This window comes from Streptomyces finlayi (genome assembly GCF_014216315.1).
In the GTDB taxonomy this organism is placed as follows: Bacteria; Actinomycetota; Actinomycetes; order Streptomycetales; family Streptomycetaceae; genus Streptomyces; species Streptomyces finlayi_A.
On record NZ_CP045702.1, the window covers coordinates 3,077,499 to 3,096,681 of the forward strand.

20 protein-coding genes and 1 tRNA gene are annotated in these 19,183 nt (G+C 70.3%); 6 read left to right on the top strand and 15 right to left on the bottom strand.

The window, feature by feature from the left end; all coding sequences use genetic code 11:
- The first annotated feature begins 325 nt into the window (after positions 1 to 325).
- Positions 326 to 1,666 (top strand): amidohydrolase family protein, encoded by a 1,341-nt coding sequence (locus F0344_RS14080; RefSeq protein ID WP_185299113.1) that lies wholly within the window; start codon positions 326 to 328, stop codon positions 1,664 to 1,666.
- Between the two features lie 34 nt (positions 1,667 to 1,700).
- Positions 1,701 to 2,357, top strand: coding sequence for an SDR family oxidoreductase (locus F0344_RS14085; protein WP_185299114.1), 657 nt, complete (start codon positions 1,701 to 1,703; stop codon positions 2,355 to 2,357).
- 179 nt (positions 2,358 to 2,536) lie between these two features.
- On the opposite strand, the gene F0344_RS14090 is transcribed toward F0344_RS14085, so the two are convergent.
- Positions 2,537 to 2,618, bottom strand: a tRNA-Tyr gene (locus F0344_RS14090).
- Positions 2,619 to 2,781: 163 nt separating this feature from the next.
- On the opposite strand from F0344_RS14090, the gene F0344_RS14095 reads away from it, so the two are divergent.
- The 4 genes from F0344_RS14095 to F0344_RS14110 all read left to right on the top strand — a co-directional run bounded on the left by F0344_RS14095 (position 2,782) and on the right by F0344_RS14110 (position 6,394).
- On the top strand, positions 2,782 to 3,270 hold the full coding sequence (locus F0344_RS14095; RefSeq protein ID WP_185299115.1) for a YajQ family cyclic di-GMP-binding protein: 489 nt from the start codon (positions 2,782 to 2,784) through the stop codon (positions 3,268 to 3,270).
- 246 nt (positions 3,271 to 3,516) lie between these two features.
- The gene (locus F0344_RS14100) at positions 3,517 to 4,047 is read left to right on the top strand and encodes a methylated-DNA--[protein]-cysteine S-methyltransferase (protein WP_185299116.1); all 531 of its coding nucleotides are present in this window, start codon (positions 3,517 to 3,519) and stop codon (positions 4,045 to 4,047) included.
- A 49-nt stretch (positions 4,048 to 4,096) separates the two neighbouring features.
- Positions 4,097 to 4,750 carry an alpha-ketoglutarate-dependent dioxygenase AlkB family protein gene (locus F0344_RS14105; RefSeq protein WP_258049939.1) on the top strand — a complete coding sequence of 218 codons (654 nt, stop codon included), beginning with the start codon at positions 4,097 to 4,099 and terminating at the stop codon, positions 4,748 to 4,750.
- Positions 4,751 to 4,813: 63 nt separating this feature from the next.
- A complete protein-coding gene (locus F0344_RS14110; RefSeq protein WP_185298508.1) occupies positions 4,814 to 6,394 on the top strand; it encodes an IS1182 family transposase in 1,581 nt (526 codons plus the stop codon).
- A 243-nt stretch (positions 6,395 to 6,637) separates the two neighbouring features.
- Here the strand turns inward: F0344_RS14110 and F0344_RS14115 are convergent, their stop codons facing one another.
- The 14 genes from F0344_RS14115 to F0344_RS14180 all read right to left on the bottom strand — a co-directional run bounded on the left by F0344_RS14115 (position 6,638) and on the right by F0344_RS14180 (position 19,047).
- The gene (locus F0344_RS14115) at positions 6,638 to 6,910 is read right to left on the bottom strand and encodes a GlsB/YeaQ/YmgE family stress response membrane protein (RefSeq protein ID WP_185299118.1); all 273 of its coding nucleotides are present in this window, start codon (positions 6,908 to 6,910) and stop codon (positions 6,638 to 6,640) included.
- 124 nt (positions 6,911 to 7,034) lie between these two features.
- Positions 7,035 to 7,427, bottom strand: coding sequence for a YccF domain-containing protein (locus tag F0344_RS14120; RefSeq protein WP_185299119.1), 393 nt, complete (start codon positions 7,425 to 7,427; stop codon positions 7,035 to 7,037).
- Positions 7,424 to 8,287 (bottom strand): zinc metalloprotease HtpX, encoded by an 864-nt coding sequence (htpX, locus tag F0344_RS14125; RefSeq protein WP_185299120.1) that lies wholly within the window; start codon positions 8,285 to 8,287, stop codon positions 7,424 to 7,426. Before htpX ends, F0344_RS14120 begins: the two co-directional genes overlap by 4 nt.
- Before the next feature lie 192 nt (positions 8,288 to 8,479).
- Complete coding sequence (gene mscL, locus F0344_RS14130; RefSeq protein ID WP_185299121.1) at positions 8,480 to 8,944, bottom strand: large conductance mechanosensitive channel protein MscL; 465 nt, start codon at positions 8,942 to 8,944, stop codon at positions 8,480 to 8,482.
- 106 nt (positions 8,945 to 9,050) lie between these two features.
- On the bottom strand, positions 9,051 to 10,592 hold the full coding sequence (locus F0344_RS14135; RefSeq protein WP_258049940.1) for an NADH-quinone oxidoreductase subunit N: 1,542 nt from the start codon (positions 10,590 to 10,592) through the stop codon (positions 9,051 to 9,053).
- On the bottom strand, positions 10,589 to 12,145 hold the full coding sequence (locus F0344_RS14140; protein ID WP_185302677.1) for a complex I subunit 4 family protein: 1,557 nt from the start codon (positions 12,143 to 12,145) through the stop codon (positions 10,589 to 10,591). The genes F0344_RS14135 and F0344_RS14140 overlap by 4 nt, the downstream gene beginning before the upstream one ends.
- A gap of 27 nt (positions 12,146 to 12,172) precedes the next feature.
- On the bottom strand, positions 12,173 to 14,173 hold the full coding sequence (locus tag F0344_RS14145) for an NADH-quinone oxidoreductase subunit 5 family protein (RefSeq protein ID WP_185299122.1): 2,001 nt from the start codon (positions 14,171 to 14,173) through the stop codon (positions 12,173 to 12,175).
- A complete protein-coding gene (gene nuoK, locus F0344_RS14150) occupies positions 14,170 to 14,577 on the bottom strand; it encodes an NADH-quinone oxidoreductase subunit NuoK (RefSeq protein WP_185299123.1) in 408 nt (135 codons plus the stop codon). Before nuoK ends, F0344_RS14145 begins: the two co-directional genes overlap by 4 nt.
- On the bottom strand, positions 14,577 to 15,149 hold the full coding sequence (locus tag F0344_RS14155; protein ID WP_185299124.1) for an NADH-quinone oxidoreductase subunit J family protein: 573 nt from the start codon (positions 15,147 to 15,149) through the stop codon (positions 14,577 to 14,579). The genes nuoK and F0344_RS14155 overlap by 1 nt, the downstream gene beginning before the upstream one ends.
- Positions 15,146 to 15,775, bottom strand: coding sequence for a NuoI/complex I 23 kDa subunit family protein (locus F0344_RS14160; RefSeq protein ID WP_185299125.1), 630 nt, complete (start codon positions 15,773 to 15,775; stop codon positions 15,146 to 15,148). Before F0344_RS14160 ends, F0344_RS14155 begins: the two co-directional genes overlap by 4 nt.
- Positions 15,775 to 16,743, bottom strand: a complete 969-nt coding sequence (locus F0344_RS14165) for a complex I subunit 1/NuoH family protein (RefSeq protein ID WP_185299126.1) — start codon at positions 16,741 to 16,743, stop codon at positions 15,775 to 15,777. The genes F0344_RS14160 and F0344_RS14165 overlap by 1 nt, the downstream gene beginning before the upstream one ends.
- Positions 16,740 to 18,029 (bottom strand): NADH-quinone oxidoreductase subunit C, encoded by a 1,290-nt coding sequence (locus F0344_RS14170; protein ID WP_185299127.1) that lies wholly within the window; start codon positions 18,027 to 18,029, stop codon positions 16,740 to 16,742. Before F0344_RS14170 ends, F0344_RS14165 begins: the two co-directional genes overlap by 4 nt.
- Positions 18,026 to 18,655, bottom strand: a complete 630-nt coding sequence (locus F0344_RS14175) for an NADH-quinone oxidoreductase subunit B (RefSeq protein ID WP_185299128.1) — start codon at positions 18,653 to 18,655, stop codon at positions 18,026 to 18,028. Before F0344_RS14175 ends, F0344_RS14170 begins: the two co-directional genes overlap by 4 nt.
- Complete coding sequence (locus tag F0344_RS14180) at positions 18,646 to 19,047, bottom strand: NADH-quinone oxidoreductase subunit A (protein ID WP_185302679.1); 402 nt, start codon at positions 19,045 to 19,047, stop codon at positions 18,646 to 18,648. Before F0344_RS14180 ends, F0344_RS14175 begins: the two co-directional genes overlap by 10 nt.
- Positions 19,048 to 19,183 lie beyond the last annotated feature (136 nt).

Here is a 19,183-nt window from a genome sequence, read left to right on the forward strand (position 1 = left end):
TGAAGACATTACACGGTCTGTGGCCGTCGCCCAAATCCGTTTCCATGGGCTTCTTCCCGGCGTCACCCGGACCCGCATCCAGCCCCTTGATCAAGGCCCTGACCAGGGCCTTGATCGGACTCCTGAGCGAGCTCCCGAACAGACTCCCGGCCGGGCCGCTGTCCGGCCACGCACCCCGTCGACCCGTCGCCGGACAACGGCCCGGCCGGCTGACGGGCGGCCACGCCGGTACGACTATTGAGCTCCTCATCGAAGCGGGCCGGGCACCGCCCTAGGCTCGACTCACTCTGCGTGAGCGCCACCCCCTCCAGGAGCCAGGAGCACGATGCCCGACAGCCAGCCGCGGCGGCCCGACGACAGCGCGGCCGGCCCCGCGAGCAGCCCCGCCGCGGGCTCCACCCCCGACCCGGCACCGGTGCTGTGCGGCGCCCGGCTCACCGACGGCCGCATCGTGGACGTACGGCTCGGTGGCGGCCGTATCGAAGCCGTCGGCACCGCCGGCAGCCTGGCCGCCCGCGGGACCCGTGTGGACCTGCGTGGCTATCTGCTGCTGCCGGCGCCCGTCGAGCCTCACGCGCACAGCGACACGGCACTCACCGCCGACAGTGCCGGGCCCGACAGCCCGGGCCCGGCATCCCATCTCCCCGAGGACATCCAGCGGCGCGCCACCGAGGCCGCCCTGCTCCAGGTCGGCCACGGCGCGACCGCGCTGCGCTCCCACGTGCGCATCGGGGACGTCCAGGGGCTCGCGCCGCTCGAAGCCGTCCTCCAGGCCCGGCGCGCACTGCGGGGGCTCGCCGACCTCACCCCCGTCGCCGTACCCCGGCTGCTCACCGGCGTCGCGGGGGCCGACAGCCTCGCCATGCTGCGCGACGCGGTGAAGATGGGCGCGGGTGTGGTCGGCGGCTGCCCGGACCTCGATCCGGACCCGGCCGGATACGCCGAAGCCGTTCTGGAGATCGCCGCCGAGCACGGCTGCCCGGTGGATCTGCACACGGACAGTGACGACCCGGCCCGGCTGGCGCGGCTCGCGGCCATGGCGGGCGGGCTGCGTCCCGGCGTCTCCATCGGCCCGTGCGGAGGTCTGTCGCACCTGCCTCCGGAAGCCGCCGTCCGCGCCGCCGACCAGCTGGCGGCCGCCGGAGTGACTGTCATCTGCCTCCCACAGGGCGGCTGTTGCGGTGCCCAGCGCCGGGGCTCCGCACCCGTACGGCTGCTGCGGGCCGCCGGGGTCCGGGTCGCGGCGGGCAGCGGTGCGCTGCGGGACGCCGTCAACCCCGTGGGCCGCGGCGACCCCCTCGAGGCCGCCTACCTCCTGGCCTCCCAGCACGGCCTGCGCGCCGAGCACGCCTACGAGGCCGTCTCAGCGGCGGCCAGGGCGGCCATGGGGCTGCCTGAGGTGCGCGTCGAGGCGGGCTTCCCCGCCGAGCTGCTCGCCGTGCGCGGGGAACGGCTCGCGGGTGTGCTCTCCCTGGCGTACAGCAGGATCGTGATCCACCGGGGCCGGGTGGTCGCGCGGACCAGCGCGGTACGCGAGTACTGCGACTCGGAGGTGGCGGTCGCGCTCGATCTGCCCCGCCAGGGCCGCGTCGGGAAGGTGCCGCCTTCGGATGGTTCCTGCCCGCCGGATGCCGGACCGGGCCAGGGTCCCGGGCATGGGACGTGAGCACGGCCGCCCGTCGCGGCGTACGGTCGGGAGCATGCGCATTGTCATCGCAGGTGGACATGGTCAGATCGCGCTGCGGCTCGAGCGGCTGCTCGCTGCACGCGGAGACGAGGCGGTAGGGATCATCCGCAATCCCGAACAGGCGGACGATCTCCGGGACGTGGGCGCCGAACCGGTCGTCCTCGACCTGGAGTCGGCTTCCGTCGAGGAGACCGCGGAGGTGCTGCGCGGCGCGGACGCCCTGGTGTTCGCCGCCGGGGCGGGCCCGGACAGCGACCCCACCCGCAAGGACACGGTCGACCGGGGAGCGGCGGTGCTCTTCGCCGACGCCGCGGAACGGGCGGGCGTGCGGCGCTACGTGGTGGTTTCGTCAATGGGCGCCGATGCCGGCCACCCCGGCCACGAGGTGTTCGACATCTATCAGCGCGCCAAGGGCGAGGCCGACGAATACGTACGTTCCAGGCCCTCGCTGGACTGGACGATCCTGCGCCCGGGCATGCTCACGAACGACGCCGGCACCGGCCAGATCCTGCTGGCGGCCTCCACGGGCCGCGGCCCGGTACCGCGCGACGACGTGGCCGCCACGCTCGCGGAGCTTCTGGACACCCCGGCCAGCGCGGGCCTCACCCTGGAGCTCATCTCCGGGAACGTGCCGCTGACGGTCGCGGTGAAGGGCATCGCGGGCAACTGACTGGTTTTCGGCGGATGTTGCGGCCAACAAGTCCGGGTCGGCGCACGGGTGGACGACCAGGAGGCCGCAGCGACCGGCCGGGCTCCTCGGCGAGTAGTGCCGACGCGACGCAGACATGGCGCCCATGCAAAAGGGCCCGTGAACAGCATCTCTGCTGTTCACGGGCCCTCTCGTTCGTGTGGCGGCGCCAGGGTTCGAACCTGGGTAGGCTGAGCCGGCAGATTTACAGTCTGCTCCCTTTGGCCACTCGGGCACGCCGCCTCGAACACCGCCTCGGCGGTCCGTGAGGACTCCTTGGCGACGACGTAAACACTACCTGATGACTGGGGGTGCTCCGCTACCCAGTTGATCAGCACGTTCGACGGGCCGGGATGGCTAGGCTTTGGGCGTACCCGAACGCATTCGACGCAAGGAGCCACACGTCATGGCCGACTCCAGTTTCGACATCGTCTCGAAGGTCGAGCGGCAGGAGGTCGACAACGCCCTCAACCAGGCCGCCAAGGAGATCTCGCAGCGCTACGACTTCAAGGGCACGGGCGCCACGATCTCGTGGTCCGGCGAGAAGATCCTGATGGAGGCGAACGGCGAGGAGCGGGTCAAGGCCATCCTCGACATCTTCCAGTCCAAGCTGGTCAAGCGCGGTATCTCGCTGAAGGCACTGGACGCGGGCGAGCCGCAGCTCTCCGGCAAGGAGTACAAGATCTTCGCCACGATCGAGGAAGGCATCTCCCAGGAGAACGCCAAGAAGGTGGCGAAGATCATTCGCGACGAGGGCCCCAAGGGCGTCAAGGCGCTCGTCCAGGGCGACGAGCTGCGGGTCAGCTCGAAGAGCCGGGACGACCTGCAGGCCGTCCAGTCCCTGCTGAAGGAGAAGGACCTCGACTTCGCGGTGCAGTTCGCGAACTACCGGTAGTGCGGTGACTGCCTCGGGGCAGTCACCGACGGGGCGGGCGTGCCGGTCGGCGCGGTCGCCCCGTATGCGTTGCGGGTGGGTGCCGGGTGTCGATGCCGGGTTCTGGGTGATGATGCGGGCGGTTGGCGCGGGCGGTTGAGTACGGGTGGTGGATGTGATGTCCGAATTCCGCCGGTCGTTCCGCGGTGCGGGTCGGAGAATCGGCAGGGCAGGGCAGGAAGCGATACGGCGAGGAGTGAGACGGTCATGACGATGTACGCGAGGGTCGGCAGCCCGCTGGGTGAGCTGCTGCTCGTCGGCGAGCGGCAGGCCGGAGCAGCAGCCGGGGTTCCTGGCCTCTCCGGTGTCGCGCTGGCTTCGCTGTCCCTGCCGGGTCAGAAGGGCGGTTCGGAGGTCCAGGACGGCTGGGCCCACGAACCTGAGGCGTTCGCCGGGATCGCCGGTCAGCTGGCGGCGTACTTCGACGGGCGGCTGACCCGTTTCGACATCCCGTACGCCGACGGTGTGGGCACGGACTTCCAGCGGCGTGTCTGGAAGGCGCTGGACTCCATTCCGTACGGGGAGACGGTGTCGTACGGCCAGGTGGCCGAGCAGATCGGTTCGGCCGGGCCGGGCGTACGGGCCGTGGGGACCGCGATCGGACGCAACCCGCTGCTGATCGTGCGGCCCTGTCACCGGGTCATCGGTGCGGACGGCGAGCTGCGCGGCTATGCGGGCGGGGTGGAGAGCAAGAAGCGGCTGCTGGGGCTTGAGGGTGCCCCGCTGGCCGGACGGTGAACACGGCGCGCAGGATGGCTTCTCCGCTCAGGTGAAGGGTGGTGTCCCGGTGTCAGGTCTTTTTCCGCGGCCTCGGACCGTCGTGGCCCCTGGTGCCGTCCATGTGCCCGACTGGCTCTCGGCGGAACGGCAGCGGGAGTTGGTCCAGGCGTGCCGGGAGTGGGCCCGGGGGCCGGTGCCTTTGAGGCACATGGTGCTGCCGGGTGGTGGCGTGATGTCCGTCAGGTCGCTGTGCCTGGGGTGGCACTGGCAGCCTTACCACTATGCGCGCACGGCCGGTGATGTGAACGGCGCGCGGGTCGCCCCGTTCCCCGGCTGGCTCGGCGAGCTGGGACGGGCGGCGGTGGCCGAGGCGTACGGGGACGAGCGTGCCGCCGAGGCGTACGCACCGGACACCGCGCTGATCAACTTCTATGACGGCGCGGCACGGATGGGTATGCATCAGGACAAGGAGGAGCGCTCCCCGGCTCCTGTGGTGTCGCTGAGCATCGGCGACCGGTGCGTGTTCCGCTTCGGCAACACCGGGCACAGGGGACGTCCCTACACGGACGTGGAGTTGGAGTCGGGCGACCTGTTCGTGTTCGGCGGCCCGTCGCGTTACGCGTTCCACGGGGTGCCCCGGGTGTATCCGGGGACGGCCGATCCCGTGAGCGGGATGCGTGATGGCCGGCTCAATCTGACCCTGCGCGAGACCGGGCTCTAGAAGATTGCTGAAAATATTGGGTTCTGGCCCCGCTCCGGGTGGAGTGGGGCCAGTCTTGTGTTCATGCAGGGGGAATGGGCTGGGGAGAGCGTCGGCGAGGACGTGTGGGAGACGTGCCGGGAGTTGATCCCGGCCGGGAGTGTGTTCGCGTTTCTGGCTGAGCATCGCGAGGTCATCTTCCCCGGTGCCATGTTCACGGACATGTATCCCTCGACGAACGGGCGTCCCTCGTTGCCGCCGCAGGTGCTGGCCGCCACGGTGGTGCTCCAGAGCCTGCACGGGCTCTCGGATTTCGAGACGGTGCAGGAGTTGCGCTGCGATCTGCGCTGGAAGGCCGCGTGCGGACTCGGGCTGCATGACACTGCGTTTGATCCGTCATTGTTGACGTATTTCCGTCGTCGACTGCAGCGCTCCGGTGACCCGAACCGGCTGTTCGCGAAGGTCAGGGAGGTCGTCGCGGCCACCGGTGTGCTCAAGGGGAAGCAGCGCCGGGCGCTGGACTCGACGGTGTTGGACGACGCGGTCGCCACCCAGGACACGGTCACTCAGCTGGTCGCCGCGGTCCGCCGGGTGGTCCGCGAGGTCCCGGGCGCCCAGCAGGTCGCCGACCGGTGGTGCACCGCCCACGACTACACCGATCCGGGCAAACCGAAGATCGTCTGGAACGACGAGCAGGCCCGCGCCGATCTGGTCGATGCCCTGGTCACCGACGCACTGAACCTGCTGGGCCGGCTGCCCGAGCAGGAGCTGGGAGAGGCTGCGGCGCACGCGGTCGGCCTTCTCGCGCTGGTCGCCGGGCAGGACGTGGAACCCGTCGACGGCTCCGACGGGCGGGACGGGCGGTGGCGCATCGCCCGTCGCACGGTCTACGACCGCACCGTTTCCACGGTCGATTCCGAGGCCCGGCACATCCACAAGAACCGCTCCCGCCACCAGGAGGGTTTCCGTGCCCATGTGGCGTTCGAGCCCGAGGAAGGGCTGTTCACCGAGGTCGCGCTGACCGCCGGCAGCGGAGCCCACAACCACGAGGCAGCCGTCGCCCGGGATCTCCTCGCCGACGAGGAATCCCCGGTCACAGTCCTGGGCGATGCCGCTTACGGCACCGGCGAGTTACGCGAGCACCTGCAAGAGCAGGGACACCACCTGGTCCTCAAGCCACCACCGCTGCGGCCGGCCGTCCCCGGCGGTTTCACCGCCGACGACTTCGACGTCGACACCACGAACGGGCAGGTCACCTGCCCGGCCGGACACACCGTTCCCCTTGGCCAGGTCCGCCGGGGCGGCGAACGCCAGGCCCAGTTCAAGAAACTGTGCACCGGCTGTCCGCTGCGGGAACACTGCACGAAGTCCAAGACCGGCCGGGTCTTCACCGTCCACGCCAAGTACGACCTGCTCAAGGCCGCCCGTGACGAGGCTGCCACCAGCCCCGGCTGGCAAGCCGAGTACCGGCGTTGGCGGCCACCGGTCGAACGGGCCATCGCCTGGCTCGTCGCACGGGGCAACCGCAGAGTGCCCTACCGCGGCGTCCTGAAGAACGACACCTGGCTCCACCACCGCGCAGCAGCCCTCAACCTCCGCCGACTGATCCACCTCGGACTCACCCGAACCGGCGACACCTGGGCCCTCACCCCGCCCACCGCATAGCGAAAGGGCCGCCCGGCCCACGGCCGGACAGCCCCCACACAAGATCTTCAGCAGCTTTCTAGGTCCTGTCTGGAGTTCCAGCGCGGGAGAAGGAGCGGCGTCCGGTGCCGTCGAATCCAAGGCGGAGGAGGGAGCGATGGCGGAGCCCTCGCGACTGACGACAACGCCGGAGGCGGCGGTGCCGGACGCCGCGACGCCGCGGGGGAACTCCAGACAGGACCTAGGCCCACGGCGGGCGGCGGTTCAGCGCCGTTCGCGGGAGTTGCCGAAGAGCAGCCGGTAGGCGATGAGCAGGACGAGCGAGCCCCCGACGGCCGCGACCCAGGTCGCCGTGTCGTAGAAGTCGTTGCTGATGGGACGGTCCAGGTAACGCGAGGACAGCCAGCCCCCGAGGAAGGCGCCTACGATCCCGATGAGCGTGGTTCCGACGAGGCCGCCGGGGTCGCGGCCGGGCAGCAGAACCTTCGCTATCGCTCCGGCCAGCAGTCCGAGAATGATCCAGCTGATGATGCCCATGCCTGGCCCCTGCCCCTTGTCCGGTCCTGGAATCCAAGACGTCCGTGCGGTACGGGGGGTTCCGGGGCCATGTGTGATTCTCGCCGCTTCGGGGGCTTGTGCCGGAGGCTTGTGCTGGAGGCCTCTACCGGGAACCGAACGGCTGGTCCGAGCGGACGATTTCCTTGCCGAACGGCATCAGCGAGACAGGAATCAGTTTGAAGTTGGCGATGCCCAGCGGGATACCGATGATCGTGATGCAGAGGGCGATGCCCGTCACGATGTGACCGAGGGCGAGCCACCAGCCGGCGAGGACCAGCCAGAGGACGTTCCCCACGCAGGAAGGCCCTCCCGCGTCCCGGCGGTCCACGACCGTGTAGCCGAACGGCCAGAGGGCGTAGACGCCGATGCGAAACGCCGCCAGGCCGAACGGGATGCCGATGATCGTGATGCAAAGCAGGAGCCCTGCGGCCAGGTAGCCGAGGAACATCCAGAAACCGCAGAGAACCAGCCAAATGACGTTCAGAATTGTCTTCACGGGCGATGACCTGCCATCTGCTCGAGCCGGGCGATGCGTTCCGCCATCGGCGGGTGGGTGGAGAACATCTTGGACATGCCCCGGCCGGGGCCGAAGGGATTCGCGATCATCATGTGGCTCGCTGTCTCGATCTTCGGCTCGGACGGCAGGGGAAGCTGCTTCGTACCGGCGTCGAGCTTGCGCAGCGCACTGGCAAGGGCCAGCGGGTCACCGGTGAGCTGGGCCCCCGAGGCGTCCGCCTCGAACTCCCGGGAGCGACTGACGGCGAGCTGGATCACCGAGGCCGCGAGCGGGCCCAGGATCATGATCAGCAGCATCCCGAAGAGGCCGGGGCCCTCGTCGTCGTTGGACCGCCCGACCGGAATCAGCCAGGCGAAGTTGACCAGGAACATGATGACGGAGGCGAGCGCTCCCGCGACGGACGAGATCAGGATGTCCCGGTTGTAGACGTGGCTCAGCTCGTGCCCCAGCACCCCGCGCAGCTCGCGTTCGTCGAGGATCTGGAGGATGCCCTCGGTGCAACACACGGCCGCGTTGCGTGGGTTGCGGCCTGTGGCGAACGCGTTGGGTGCCTGGGTCGGGGAGATGTAGAGCCTGGGCATGGGCTGGCGGGCGGCGGTCGAGAGCTCTCGGACGATGCGATAGAGCTGTGGCGCCTCGAACTCGCTGACGGGCCTGGCCCGCATGGCGCGGAGCGAGAGCTTGTCGCTGTTCCAGTACGCGTAGGCGTTCGTGCCGATCGCGACGACGAGGGCCACGATCAGCCCCGTGCGCCCGAAGAAGCTGCCGATGACGATGATGAGTGCTGACAGGCCCCCGAGGAGTACGGCGGTTCTCAGCCCGTTGTGCCGGCGGTGCACGGTACGCCCTCCAAATCATGCAGCAGGGGAACCCTTTGCTTGGCGGTGCTCCACTCCTCAGTGGAGCCTCCCGTACTGGTCAACGCCAGGCGAGGAGAGCTAGTTCCCTTGTGCGCGGGGGCAGCGGGCGTAGGCCGTCCGGGTGGCGGGCCGCCGCCTGTGCCGTGTTCGGAGGGCGTCTTCGCGACTGTCTCAGCGCTGGGCGGGAAGACCCGCGAGCACCAGAGCCTCATGGTCGGGCTCGACCTCGCTGGTGCAGTGACCGCAGCGGGAGGCGACGGCCGGGATCTCCGAGAAGCAGTGGGGGCAGTCGCGCAGAGCGGCCTTGATGTCGGCCTTCGTCTCTTCCTCCTTGGCCGTGAATCGGTTCTGCACCTTGGCCATGGGCACGACGACGAAGAAGTAGAGGACGGCGGCGGTGATGATGAAGGCGATGGCGGCGGCGAGGAACTTTCCGTACGGGAAGATCGCGCCGTCGATGGTGAACCGCGCCGCGCTGAAGTCACCCACGGAACCGGTGGCGAGGCCGATCAGCGGCGTGATGAAGGCCGTACTGAAGCCTGTGACGACGGCCGTGAACGCCGCTCCGACGGCCAGGCCGATGGCCAGCGAGATGACGTTCCCGCGCAGGATGAAGTCCTTGAACCCGTTCAGCACCGCTGTTACTCCTCATTGCTCAATACGTGACGTTAGGCAGGCAAGACCATGCCGTGGGCCGGCTGCTGCGGGCAAACCGATCTTTGGCAGGTGCGGAGCGGGAGGATCAGAAGAGGTTGACCGCGGCGAACCTGAGGACGAGCTGCGGGGCGCCCGAGAGGACGATGCCGACGACGGTCGTGAGGATGATCGCCGTGGTGAGGGGGGCCGGGACGCGGACCCTGGGGGTGGCGGGGGCCTCTGTGGCGTCCCCGGGCCTCTCCGGGGGCCCGAAGAGGATCGCGGTCCACCGGAGGTAGTAGTACAGCGCGATCACGACGTTGACGGCCATCACGACCGCGAGCCAGCCCAGCCCCGCGTCCACGGCCGCCGAGAACACGGTGACCTTGGCGAAGAGGCCGATGATGCCGGGCGGCAGACCGGCCAGACAGAGCAGGAAGAAGCCCATCGCCAGCGCGGTGAGGGGGCGGGTTGCGTACAGGCCGCGATAGTCGGAGATCCGGTTGCCCGGGCGCGTACGGGCCACCAGGGCGGCCACCGCGAAGGCGCCGAGGTTCACGACGGCGTACATCAGGGCGTACGCGACGGTCGAGCCGATCTGTTCGTCGCTGGAGTACGCGGCGGCGGCGATCGGGACCAGGAGGTATCCGGCCTGGGCCACGGACGACCAGGCGAGCAGGCGGACGGCGCCGCGGGCGCGGGTGGCGCTCTGGCGGAGGGCGGCGACGTTGCCGATGGTCATGGTGAGCGCGGCGAGGACGGCGACGGCCGGGCCCCAGACGTCGGCGTACGACGGGAACGCGATCACGGTGACGAGGATGAGGCCGGAGAACCCGACCGCCTTGCCGACGACGGAGAGGTACGCGGCGATGGGCAGCGGCGCGCCTACGTAGGTGTCGGGGACCCAGAAGTGGAACGGGGCGGCGGCCGTCTTGAACGCGAATCCGACGAGTGTGAGGACGACGCCCGTCTTGGCGAGGGTGTCGAACCGGCCCGGCACGTCGTCGAGGCGGGCCGCGATCTCCGTGAGGTGCAGGGTGCCGGTCGTCGCGTACACGAAGCCGACGCCCAGGAGCATGACGGCGGTGGCGACGACGGAGGACAGGAAGAACTTCAGCGCCGCTTCGGACGAGCGCCGGTCGCCGCGCTTGATGCCGACGAGCGCGAACGCGGGGAGCGAGGCGACTTCGAGGGCGACGACGAGCGTGGCGAGGTCGCGGGCGGCGGGCAGGAGCGCGGCGCCGGCGGTGGAGGAGAGCAGGAGGAACCAGTACTCGCCCGCGGGGAGCTTGCGGGTGTCGTCGAGGGAGAGCAGCGCGGTGAGCAGGGCGCCGCCGAGTACGAGGGCCTGGATGACCAGGGCGAAGTGATCGGCGGTGTAGCTGCACGCTTCGGTGGTTCCGGAGACGCAGAAGGTGGAACGGTCGCCGGCGCGCAGCGGGACGAGGAAGGCGAGTGCGGCGACGAGGCCTGCGATGGACGCGTAGCCGAGGAGCGGCTTGCGGCGTTCGCTGATGAAGAGGTCGGCGACGAGTACGCCGAGGGCGACGACGGCGACGATGACGGGGGGCGCGATCGCGAGCCAGTCGACGGACTGGACGAGGCTCGTGGTGCTCTCGGCCGCGGTGGTGACGACGGCTGCGGTCACGACTTGCCTCCTGCGAGGAGCTTCTGCACGGCCGGGTCGGTGAGGCCGAGGAGGACGGCGGGCCAGAGTCCGGCGAGGACGGTGAGGGCGACGAGTGGGGTCCAGGCGGCGAACTCGTAGGTCTGGATGTCCGCCACGGGCGGCTGCTCCTGGTGCTGGGCGGGCTCGCCCATGCACACACGGCGAACGACGAGCAGCATGTACGCGGCGGTGAGCAGTGTGCCGAGGGCGCCGATCGCCATGAAGGTGCGGAAGGCGGGCCGGCTGAGCCCGTCGGCGGGGTCGAACGCGCCGAACAGGGTGAGCATCTCGCCCCAGAAGCCGGCCAGGCCGGGAAGGCCGAGCGAGGCGACGGCGGCGAAGGCGAGGAGGGCGCCGAGGCGGGGGGCGCGGCCGTAGAGCGCGGCTCCGGTCGCACCGGCGAGGGTGTCGAGGTCGGCGGTGCCGTACCGGTCCTTGACCGCGCCGACCAGGAAGAACAGCAGGCCGGTGATGAGGCCGTGCGCGATGTTGGCGAACAGCGCGCCGTTGACGCCGGTGGGGGTCATGGTCGCGATGCCGAGCAGGACGAAGCCCATGTGGCCGACGGAGGAGTAGGCGATCAGGCGCTTGAGGTCGCCCTTGGCGCCCGGGCGGACGAGGGCGAGGCAGGCGAGCGATCCGTAGATGATGCCGACCACCGCGAACGCGGCCAGGTAGGGCGCGAAGGTGTGCATCCCGTCGGGGGTGACGGGCAGCAGGATGCGGACGAAGCCGTACGTGCCCATCTTCAGCAGGACGCCCGCGAGCAGGACCGATCCGACGGTCGGGGCGGCGGTGTGGGCGTCGGGGAGCCAGCTGTGCAGCGGCCACATCGGGGTCTTCACGGCGAGGCCGATCCCGATGGCCAGGACGGCGATGACCTGCACGGACGAGGTGAGCCCACGGCCGTTGTCAGTGGCGAGTGCCACCATGTCGAAGGTGCCGCTCTTCAGACCGATGAGGAGCAGGCCCAGCAGCATGATCACTGAGCCGAGCAGTGTGTAGAGGATGAACTTCCAGGCGGCGGCCTGCTTCCTCTCGCCGCCCCAGCGGGCGATGAGGAAGTACATCGGGATGAGCACCATCTCGAACGCCAGGAAGAACAGCAGCAGGTCGAGGACGGCGAAGGTCGCGAGGGTGCCGGACTCCAGGACGAGGACCAGTGCGACGAATGCCTTCGGGGAGGGGCCCGCCGGCATCTTGAAGTAGCTGTACAGCGCGCAGAGGAAGGTCAGCAGCGCGGTCAGGACGAGGAGGGGGAGCGAGATGCCGTCCACACCGAGGTGGATCCGGACGTCCAGCGCCGGGATCCAGCTGATGTCCGTACCGGCCTGCATCTTCGACGGGTGGTCGTGGTCGAAGCCGATGGCCAGGACGATCGCCGCGAGGAGGACCACGCCGGTGACGGTCACTCCGTGGCGGAGCACGGCCTGGCCGGGGTTCTTCCCCCTGAGGCCGGGCGGGGCGGGGAGCAGGGCCGCCGCGGCGCCGAGCAGCGGGGCGACGACGATGAACGCGAGAAGGAACTGCATCACTGATTCGCTGATATCGATCACGGCTCACGACCCGGCGTTGACGTTGGCAAAAACGACGGCGGCGATCGCCAGGACAAGGGAACCGGCCAGCAGTGCGCTGAGGTAGGTCTGCACGTTTCCGGTCTGGGCGCGGCGGACGGCGGTGCCGAGCCAGCGCGCGCCGGTGCCGGAGCCGCGTACGTAGGTGTCGACGACTTCGCGGTCCAGGAAGCGGACCAGGCGGGCAGCGGCCTCGACGGGCCGGACGAAGAGCGTCGTGTACAGCGCGTCGAGGTGGAAGCCGGTGGCCGCGTGGTGGTGGAGCGGTCCGAGCAGCAGCCGTCCGGGGTCCGCGGGGTCGGGGACGTCACCGGTGGTGCCGTAGGCGGCCCGGTGCGCGGTGAGCGCCTCGATCTCGACGAGCGCCGGTTCGGCGTCGGGGTGGGCGACGACCATGCCGACCGGGGTGCGGGCGGCGAGGGCCGTGGTGTGGCGCCAGGCGCCGTAGGTGACGAGGCCGCCGACGAGACCGACACCCGTGGAGAGGACGGCGGTGGTGACGGACGGGGTGAGGCGGTGGCCGTCGAACCAGTCGGTGATCACGCCGACGGTGAGACCGAAGCCGATGGTGGGGAGGGCCAGGAGCCAGAGGACGGAGGTCATCGCGACGGGCTGCTTGCCGTGGTCGGGGGCTTCGGGGCCTCGTCCCTTGAAGGCGAGCAGCCAGAGGCGGGTGGCGTACGCGGCGGTGAGGACCGCGGCGAGCAGTCCCCCGATGAGGATCGTCCAGCCCGCGGCGGCCGGGGCGACGTCACGGTCACCGAGGGCGGCGTGCTCGGCGGCGACGAGCACGGCTTCCTTGGAGAAGAAGCCTGCGAACGGCGGGATTGCGGCCAGGGCGAGAAGGGCGACGGTCATCGTCCAGTAGGCGTCCGGGATGCGCTTCTTCAGGCCGCCCATGCGGGACATGGCGGCCAGGGAGTTGGTCCCGGCGGCGTGGATGACGACGCCTGCGGCGAGGAAGAGGACGGCCTTGAAGGCACCGTGCGAGATGAGGTGGAAGACGGCGGCACCGCGGTCGGCGACGGCCAGGGCGCCCGCCATGTAACCGAGCTGACCGATGGTCGAGTAGGCGAGGACGCGCTTGATGTCGTCCTGTGCGAGGGCGGCGAGTCCGGAGCCGATCATCGTGACGGCGGCCATCACGGCGAGCACGACCAGCGCCGCGCCGGATGCGGCGAACACGGGGAGGAGCCGGGCCACGAAGTAGATGCCGGCGGCGACCATCGTCGCCGCATGGATGAGCGCGGAGACGGGGGTGGGGCCGGCCATCGCGTCGGGCAGCCAGGTGTGCAGGGGGAACTGCGCGGACTTGCCCGCGACGCCCGCGAGGAGCAGGAGGGCGATGAGGGTGGGGTGGTCGAGTCCACCGTTCGCGACGGCGCCGAGGACGCCGGTGATGCGGAAGGTGCCGGTGTCCGCGGCGAGCGCGAACAGACCGATGAGGAAGGGTACGTCGCCGAGCTTGGTGACGAGGAAGGCCTTGAGGGAGGCGGCGCGGGCTTCCGGCGTCTCCCAGTAGTGGCCGACGAGGAAGTACGAGCAGATGCCCATGATCTCCCAGCCGACCAGGAGCACCATCAGGTCGCCCGAGTAGACGACGAGCAGCATCGCGGAGGTGAAGAGGGAGACGAGGGCCGCGTACGAGGGGTAGCGGGTGTCGTCGCGCAGATAGGCGGTCGAGTAGATCTGCACGCAGGTGGCGACGAGGCCGACGAGCGCGGCCACGAGGACCGCGAAGCCGTCGAGGTGCAGGGCGAGATCGATCGGTACGGAGCCGGTGGGCGTCAGCTCGGTGGCTGCGTCGATGGCCCGGCCACCGCCCTGGCGTACGGCGACGACGACGGCGATGAGGGCTGCGGCGAGCGTGGGCAGCACGGCGAGGGGGCGTACGAAGCCGGGTGCCGTGCGGCCGAGCAGCAGGCCCGCCGCCGCGCCGAGGAACGGCAGGAGGGGGACGAGAACGGCGAGGGTCGTGGTGGTCACGCGGCGGCCTCAGCCTTCTTTGCCTTCCCTGCCGGAGCAGTGGCCTGGTCTTCGGTGCCGTGGGGGTCCTCGTCACCGGGGAGCGTCTCGGCCGCGTCGGTCTCGGCGGTGTCGCGGAGACGGTCGACGTCGGAGCTGCCGCGGTTGCGGTAGACGGCGAGGACGATCGCCATGCCGATGCCGATCTCGGCCGCGGCGATGGCGATGGTGAAGAGCGTGAGGGCCTGGCCGGTGTGGAGCGCGTCGCGCAGCCACACGTCGAAGGCGACCAGGTTGAGGTTGACGGCGTTGAGCATCAGCTCGACGGACATCAGGACCAGGATCGCGTTGCGTCGGGCGAGGACTCCGTACAGCCCGGTGCAGAAGAGGAGGGCGGCGAGCACGGCGGGATAGGCGAGGTGCATCAGCTCTTGTCCTCTCGGTGGCTCTTGCCCTCTCGGCCCTTGCGGGACAGGACGATCGCGCCGATGAGGGCGGCGAGCAGCAGGACGGAGAGCGCTTCGAAGGGCAGCACCCAGTGCCGGAAGAGGAATTCTCCGGTGGCGTCGGTGGAGCCCTGAGCCGGGCCGTCGAGGTCGATCCAGGTGGCGCGGAAGGCGTCGACGACCACCCAGACGAGGGCTGCGGCCGCTGATCCGGCCACGGCCAGCGCGACCCACCGGTTGCCCGAGTCGGCGTCCGGGGAGCGTCCGATGGGGGCCTTGGTGAGCATCAGCCCGAAGAGGAGGAGGACGACGACGGAACCGACGTAGATCAGTACCTGCACCCAGGCGATGAACTCGGCGGTGAGCAGGAGGTACTCGACGGCGATGCCGCCGAGTGCCACGACGAGCCAGAGTGCGGCGTGCACGAGTTGCTTGGTCGTGACGGTGAGGACGGCGGCGCCGAAGGTGGCGAGGCCGACCAGGAGGAAGGCGATCTCCACGCCGGTCGGCGAGAGGAATCCGGGGTGGGCCGCGGCGGCTGCGAGAGTCACTCCTGGCCCCCCTGTCCGGGTTCCCCGGTCCGGGTCCGGTGGGCCTGCTCGGCCTGCTCGGCCTGCTCGGACTGCTCGGACTGCTCGGACTGCTCGGCTTCCTGGGCGGCCCTGAGCTTGTCAGCTGTTTTGCGGGCGGCGGCGAGTTCCTTCGGCTCCTCGGCTCCCGGGTCGAGCGCCGGGGGTTCCGGCACGGTCCACATCCAGTCGCGGAGCTTGTCGCGCTCGTGGGTGAGTTCGAGGATGTCCGTCTCCGCGTACTCGAACTCCGGCGACCAGAACAGCGCGTCGAAGGGACAGACCTCGATGCAGATGCCGCAGTACATGCAGAGGGCGAAGTCGATGGCGAAGCGGTCGAGGACGTTACGGCTGCGCTCGCGACCGCCCTCCACGGCGGCGGGCACCGTCTCCTTGTGGGAGTCGATGTAGATGCACCAGTCGGGGCACTCGCGTGCGCAGAGCATGCAGACCGTGCAGTTCTCCTCGAACAGTCCGATGACGCCCCGGCTACGGGGCGGCAGTTCGGGCTGGACGTCTGGGTACTGCGCGGTGACCGTGCGCTTCGTCATGGTCCGCAGGGTGACGGCGAGGCCCTTGGCCAGGCCGGCGCCGGGGATCGGGGCCATTAGTTGATCGCCACCTTCACGATGCCGGTGAGCGCGATCTGCGCGAGTGCGAGCGGGATGAGCGTGGTCCAGGCGAGCTTTTGCAACTGGTCCTCGCGGAGCCGGGGGTAGCTGACGCGGAGCCAGATGACGACGAAGGCGAGGACGGCGGTCTTGAGGAGGGTCCACACCCAGCCGAGTCCGTCGGCGCCGAGCGGGCCGTGCCAGCCGCCGAGGAAGAGGACGGTGGTCAGCCCGCAGAGGACGACGATGCCCGCGTACTCGGCGAGCAGGAACAGCGCGAAGCGCAGGCCGGTGTACTCGGTGTAGGCACCGAAGATGATCTCCGAGTCGGCGACCGGCATGTCGAACGGGGGGCGTTGGAGTTCGGCGAGGCCGGCCACGAAGAAGACCAGGGCTCCGACGATCTGCCAGGGCAGCCACCACCACTCGAAGGCGTTGAGGATGCCGGGGAGAGAGACCGTGCCCGCCGCCATGGCCACGGAGGCGGCGGCGAGCAGCATCGGCAGCTCGTACGCGAGCAGTTGTGCGGCGGTGCGGAGTCCGCCGAGGAGGGAGAACTTGTTGGCCGAGGCCCAGCCCGCCATGAGCGAGCCGAGCACACCGACGCCCATCACGGCGAGCACGAAGAAGATGCCCGCGTCGACGACCTGGCCCACCGCGCCCTCGCTCGGGCCGATGGGGATGGCGACGAGTACGAGGAGGTACGGGAGGAGGGCGACGGCGGGGGCGAGCTGGAAGACGCGCCGGTCGGCTTCCGCCGGGACGATGTCTTCCTTCTGCACGAACTTCACGCCGTCCGCGGCGAGCTGGGCCCAGCCGTGGAAGCCGCCCGCGTACATGGGGCCCAGGCGGCCCTGCATGTGGGCCATGACCTTGTGTTCGGTCTGGCCGACGACGAGGGGGGCGATCATGAAGACCGCGAAGACGATGAGGAGCCGGAGGGCGACGTCGAGTACGTCGTTCACGCGGTATCGCCTCCGGCGGGGGGTTGGGTGTCGGTCTCGGTGTCCGGGTGCGCGGGGGTGGCCGTGGGCCGGGGGTCGGCGTCGGCTTCGGCGTCGGCTTCGGCGTCTGTGGGCTCGGGGGTGGGGGCGCTGCGCTGGGCTTCTCCCCTGCCCGCCTCTTCCCGAACCGGGGGCTCCGCCCCCGGGCCGTCGCTCGTCGATCGCCCGCGAGGCTTGGAGGTGTCCGGGGAGGAGGGCTCGGGAGCCTGCGCAGGCCCGGAGGTCTCGGCCGGTCCGGGCTCTGCGAGCGGCTCCGCGTGCTTCGACGGCGCGGGCGATCCAGGCTCCGGCGTCGGCTCGGCCGTCGGTTCGGCCTGCGGTGACGTCTTCGGCGGTTCGGCCGGTCCGGGCTCGGCCGCCGGCTCTGCCTGCTGTGACGGCGAGGGCGGGCTCGTCGTGTTCGTTGGGGTGGCGTCGTGCCAGGGGGCGTCGGGGGTTCGTGGTGTCGGCGGCGGGGGTGTCGTCGGCTCCTGGCTCGCCGAGCCCTGGGAGACACTCCGGGTGCGGCGGGCAGCGGGAGCCGGGGGCGTGGGCGCGCCTTCTGCCGCGGGGGCGGTCCGGCGCGCCGGGCGGTCGCCCGCTGCGCGGGCCGCTCTGGCCGGACGGGCCGCGGCAGGGGGGAGCTGGCCCTTCAGCGGGCCCCATTCGTTGGGGTCCGGGACTCCGGGCGGGAGCATCGTGCGCCGCTTGGGGCCGCCGTGTTCCGACTCGCCAGGCTCCTTCGCGCCCGGCCACGCCTTGGCCACGCGCGCGGCCAGGACGAAGTCCTTGCGCAGGGGGTGTCCCTCGAAGTTCTCGGGCAGCAGCAGCGGCACCAGATGCGGGTGGCCCTCGAAGGCGATGCCGAACATCTCGTGCGTCTCGCGCTCGTGCCAGTCGGCACCCGCGTAGACACCGAGGGCGGTGGGAAGGGAAGGGGCGTCGTGCGGGACGGTCGTACGGACCATCAGGCGCCGCACCCTGCCGGTGCCGGAGGCCGGACCTGAAGCAGGACCAGTGGCTGTGCCCGGGGCCGCGACATGGGCGCAGACCCGGAAACCCTTGTCCGCCTCGTCCACGGCGCTGAGCCAGTCGAAGTAGCTGAGGCCCAGCTCGTCGCGGGCCGTTTCGAGGGCGGCGGTCCAGGAGGCCGCCGGCACGTCGACGGTGAGCAGGTCGTAGGCGTACTCGGCCGTGGCCTCCGCACCGAAGATCTCGGTGACGGCGTCCGGGAGGCTGTCGTGGAGACGGGACGCGTCCGCGTTCACTTCGTGCCCTCCGCCGGCGTCGTCGGGGGCGCGACCAGGCCGCTGCGGAGTGCGGCGGCGGAGGGGCGGCCCGCGTCGGACACGCCGTAACGCTCGGCCAGCGACTCGCGGGCGATCTTCTCCTGGAGCTTGATGATGCCCTGGAGCAGGGCCTCCGGCCGGGGCGGGCAGCCCGGTACGTACACATCGACCGGGATGATCTGGTCGACGCCCTTCGTCACGGAGTACGAGTCCCAGTACGGGCCGCCGCAGTTGGAGCAGGCCCCGAAGGAGATGACGTACTTCGGTTCGGGCATCTGCTCGTAGAGGCGCTTCACGGCCGGGGCCATCTTGTCCGTCACCGTGCCGGACACGACCATGAGGTCCGCCTGGCGCGGGCCCGGGGCGAAGGGGATCACGCCGAGCCGCATGAAGTCGTGCCGCGCCATGGACGCGGCGATGAACTCGATGGCGCAGCAGGCGAGCCCGAAGTTGAACACCCAGAGGCTGTAGCGGCGGCCCCAGTTCAGGACCACCTTCATGGGCTCGGGCGCGAGCCGGGACAGCACACCTAGCTTCTTCGGCTCCAGCAGCGTCGGGTCCGGCAGCGCGACGGGGCCGGGCTGCGGTTCGCTCGTCACGCCCATTCGAGGACGCCCTTCTTCCATGCGTAGAGCAGTCCTACGGCCAGGAAGCCGAGGAAGATGAACATTTCCACCAGCGTCGTCGCACCGTATCCGGGTGCGGCGAATACCGTCGCCCACGGGAAAAGGAAGATCGAATCGACGGCGAAGATCACGTACAGGAAGGCGTAGACGTAATAACGGACCTGGGTGTGGGCCCAGCCGTCTCCTACGGGGTCGACACCGCACTCGTACGTGAGGAGTTTCTCCGGCGTCGGCACCACGGGCCTCAGCAGGCGGCCGGCCCCGAAGGCGACGGCCACGAACAGCACGCCGATGACGGCGAGCAGTCCGACCACTGAATAGCTCTCGAAGTACTCCGACGCGAGAACGGTCGATTCCGGCACGCTCCGCATGTCCGCCACGTCCGCCCCTCGCTCCCTCGAACCTGTTCGACGATCTGTACGCACGGGAGTCTAGGCCCTGCTAAAGGGACGGTAAGCAGCCGCGTGGGACAACGGTGGGGTTATCCCTACTTCATGCCACCCACGT